This is a genomic window from Caballeronia sp. (assembly GCF_028292365.1).
Taxonomy (GTDB): Bacteria; Pseudomonadota; Gammaproteobacteria; order Burkholderiales; family Burkholderiaceae; genus Caballeronia.
The window spans coordinates 1-4,109 of sequence record NZ_JAQGMM010000680.1 but is presented as its reverse complement, the minus strand read 5'-3'; the positions used below and the strand labels follow the sequence as shown (position 1 = coordinate 4,109).

At 57.0% G+C, this 4,109-nt stretch carries 3 protein-coding genes; 2 read left to right on the top strand and 1 reads right to left on the bottom strand.

Going from position 1 to position 4,109, the window contains the following annotated elements:
* Positions 1-1,310 (bottom strand): ESPR-type extended signal peptide-containing protein (locus JWR14_RS38460; protein ID WP_299720087.1); only part of this gene is annotated, 1,310 nt, incomplete at its 3' end.
* A gap of 507 nt (positions 1,311-1,817) precedes the next feature.
* Between JWR14_RS38460 and JWR14_RS38455 the strand changes: the two genes are divergently transcribed.
* Complete coding sequence (locus tag JWR14_RS38455) at positions 1,818-2,828, top strand: beta-propeller fold lactonase family protein (protein ID WP_299720085.1); 1,011 nt, start codon at positions 1,818-1,820, stop codon at positions 2,826-2,828.
* 87 nt (positions 2,829-2,915) lie between these two features.
* Positions 2,916-3,941 (top strand): sterol desaturase family protein, encoded by a 1,026-nt coding sequence (locus JWR14_RS38450; RefSeq protein ID WP_299720083.1) that lies wholly within the window; start codon positions 2,916-2,918, stop codon positions 3,939-3,941.
* Positions 3,942-4,109: the final 168 nt, after the last annotated feature.

Genomic DNA, 4,109 nt, shown 5'->3' with positions numbered 1-4,109 from the left:
GCTGAGGCGCTATTGCCGAAGGCGATTGAGTCGACGCCGATTGCCCTGGCATTGGTGCCAATGGCCGCTGCATTTTCCGCACTAGCGGCGGCAAAGCCAACGGCTACAGCGTTGTCTGCCGAGATCGCGTTCATGCCGACCGCAACCGAATTGACGCCTGCTGCGGTGGAGAACTTGCCCGCAGCTACGCTATTCGCACCTTGTGCGACTGCTGAATTACCGACGGCGGTGGCTCCGTCTACCGACGCCATGGCATTTGCACCCACGGCGGTCGACTGTGCGCCGCTAGCCAAGGCGGTATTGCCGAAGGCGATTGAGTCGACGCCGCTCGCCCTGGCATTGGTGCCAATAGCCGCTGCATTGTCAGCAGTAGCAGCGGCGGCGGGGCCAACGGCTACAGCGTTGTCTGCCGAGATCGAGTTCATGCCGACCGCAACCGAATTGACGCCTGCTGCGGTGGATAACTTGCCGGCAGCTACGCTATTCGCACCTTGTGCGACTGCTGAATTACCGACGGCGGTTGCTCCGTCGACCGACGCCATGGCATTCGCGCCCACGGCGGTCGACTGTGCGCCGCTAGCCAAAGCGCTATTGCCGAAGGCGATTGAGTCGACGCCGCTCGCCCTGGCATTGGTGCCAATAGCCGCTGCATTGTCAGCAGTAGCGGCGGCGGTGGGGCCAACGGCTACAGCGTTGTCTGCCGAGATCGCGTTCATGCCGAGCGCAACCGAATTGACGCCCGTTGCGGTGGAGAACTTACCCGCAGCAACACTATTCGCACCTTGTGCCATTGCGGAAGCACCGACGGCGGTTGCCCCGCTGGCCGACGCCATGGAATTTTCGCCTACGGCGGTCGACTGTGCTCCGTCAGATGAGGCGTTGTTTCCAATGGCCATTGAAGCGGTTGTGGCATGGGAGCCCGTACCAACGGCCATTGCGTTGGGCCCAGCAAAAGAATTGGCGCCGACAGCGACAGCGTTCTCCAAATTGGCGGTGGAGTTATATCCGACGGCTATGGAGTCTTTGAAAGCCAATGCCCCGGAGCCAATAGCGGTAGCCTGATCCCCTAGCGCCCACGCCGTTGCGCCGGCAGCAACTGAGTCGGTGAAGTTGTTGTCACCAGCCGCAACCCATGGATCGGCGGCCTGCACATGAGCCGCCGATCCCGCAAGAAAGCCACCGACCATCACCGCTTGCACGATCACGAGCTTGCGCGCCGAAGACCGCTTGGTCTTCGACTTCGACGTCTCGGAAGCGGCGACCCACGTGCCGGTTGATTCGTTCCAGACTGCTTTAAAGATTCTATTCATGAAAGAAGGATGTCTAACAATTTGACAAGTACATGTCGGGTTGATCGATGGAAAGCGTCGCGCTAACGCCCGACCAAAATAATGAGGGGACATCTGGGCGCGATGGTTCCTTGGAACGAGGATCTCCCGCCTCGTAAAGTTCTGGCCCGCTCGGGCGTCGGACAGCCTTCCTGCATTGCTACGTTCGGACTCAGAAGGTGGGGATGATCGCGGTTATCGCGTTTTCGAAATACACGATCTTTCCTAAATTGAACGGAATGAAGAGAAGATAGTTTGGATTGCAAATTAAATTTAAAAATGATCATTTTTTGTCGCGTATTTTTTCTGCTTCGGCGCGCCTTATTTGTGTGTGATTTTGTATCGAGCGCGGCCTTGATAAATTCTTCGGACCGACTTCCGGGACATTTGCGGCGTCCATGTCGAAAAATGCCAAAAACCCGTTCTGGATCAACACTCTGATCGACGCAAACGTTCTACAATGGCGACTGTTTTTCGACCTGAGTTTTCATGCGCAATTCTCTCCGTACTCGTTTCTCTCGCGCGACTGCTGCTACTGCGGCATTGATCGCTGCTTTTTCCTTTACTGCGCCGGTTCACGCCAACAACGTGATCGTGCTGAATTCCGGCGAGGCCACGCTGAGTCTCATCGACGAAGCGACCCGCCAGGTTGTGTCGACCATTCCGACCGGCAAGGAGCCGCACCATTTGATGGCGACGCCTGACAATGCGTCGCTGATCGTGGCGAATTCGGTGTCGAACAATCTGATGTTCGTCGACCCGAAAACGGGCAAGCCGCAACGCTGGGTTGAAAGCATCGAGGATCCCTATCAGGTCGGTTTTTCGCCGGACAAGAAGTGGTTCGTGTCAACTGGCTTGCGACTCGACAGGCTGGATATCTACCGTTATGACGGCGCGAATATCTCGATCGCGAAGCGCATACCGCTGGCGGTCATGCCTAGCCACATTGCGTTCACGAATGACAGCAAGACGGCGTTCATCTCGTTGCAGGTGTCCGGCGAAGTGGCGGCAATCGACCTGGCAACGCAAACGGTGAAATGGAAGATGAAGGTCGGCCCTGTGCCTGCCGGCCTCTGGATGACGCCCGGCGACAAATACATGTTGGTCGGCATGACGGGCGCGGACTACGTTGCGGTGGTGGACTGGCGCAACCAGAAAATCGTGAAGACGATCAAGACGGGTAACGGCGCCCACAACTTCCGCTCGCTGGCGGACAGCAAGCATGTGGTGGTGTCGAACCGGGTTGCGAGTACGATCAGCATCATCGATCAAGACACTTTGACGAATATCGGCGACATCACAGGTTTGCTGCCCGGCCCGGACGATATGGAACTTTCCGCTGACAAACGTTATCTTTGGGTTACGTTCCGGTTTGCGAAGAAAGTTGGAATTATTGATCTGACAAATCGCAAGTTGATTCAGACCATCGCCGTGGGCCGTTCTCCGCATGGCATTTACTTTTTCGACCGCGCGCCGGTGACAGGCCCGAATGGCGGCTGAGATCGACGGACGAAGAAGGGCTTGAGTTGAAGGTTGAGGGCGCTGCCAGGGTTAAGCGGCGGTGCCCGGTAACGGTTACGGAGCACCATGTTTCATTCCATTTTTTCCCTGTTCGACACGTTCGTCTCGACACTACAGACGTGGCTGTACATCGACATCGTGCAGCCATTCCTGTTCAAGGTCGGCCTGATGGGTTACGACGAAGACACCTATGACGCGCTTTATTGGGTGATCGTGGGCGTGCTCGAAGTGCTGGTGATGTACGCGATCCTGCGACCGCTTGAGGCGTTGCGGCCCGCCGAAAAGTGGCAGAACAGGAAAGGCGTGCGTGTGGACGCGCTGTATACGTGGATCGTCAAACTGGGCATCCTGAACCTGTTCTTCTTCTTCACTTTCCAGCCATTCTTCGACGGTTTTCAAAGTTGGCTGCGGCTGCATAACATCGCCAATATCGAACTTGACAATCTTTGGCCGGGCGTTACATCTCAGCCGATCGTCGCGTTCGTTATTTACCTCGTCGTGCTCGATTTCGCCGGGTATTGGTATCACCGTATGGAGCACCGGATTGGCATCTGGTGGGAATTGCACGCGGTCCATCACAGCCAGCAAAAGATGTCGCTGTGGACCGACGACCGGAATCATCTGCTCGACAACATCATGCAAGCGGGCTTTTTCGCCGCTGTGGCATTGGTAATTGGTGTGCAACCGTCGCAGTTCGTGGTGCTCGTCGCAATCACCAACCTGATGCAAAGCGTGCAGCACGCGAATATCCGGATGCACTTCGGCTGGCTTGGCGAGCGCTTGCTTGTCAGTCCGACGTTCCATCGGCGGCACCATGCCATTGGCTATGGTCACGAGGGCACTACGTACGGATGCAACTTCGGCGTGCTGCTACCGTGGTGGGACATGATGTTCAGAAGTGTTTCGTGGAACCGGGAGCTCGAGCCGACCGGCATTCGCGATCAGCTGGCTGTGGCCGACAAGCCCGGACGCAATTACGGCGATGGTTTCATCGAGCAGCACTGGCTCGCGTTTAAGCGTATTGGTGAGCGCATCGTGTCGCATCGGGTGACTCGTGCGCCGGGTTCGGATTCGGACACAGCCGCCATTTAAGCAGCCGTGCTTGATCAAAACCGGTTCGTTCAGGAGCTCCTGTCTGAGCGTATGTATTTTGTTTGAACCTGCTCAGTTGTAGCGTCTCAGTCCTCTTCGCCGGCTTCCAGCCGGCGAAGTCGTTTTGACTGGCAGCGTTAGCCGAACGGACGAGCAGCGCGCCATGCA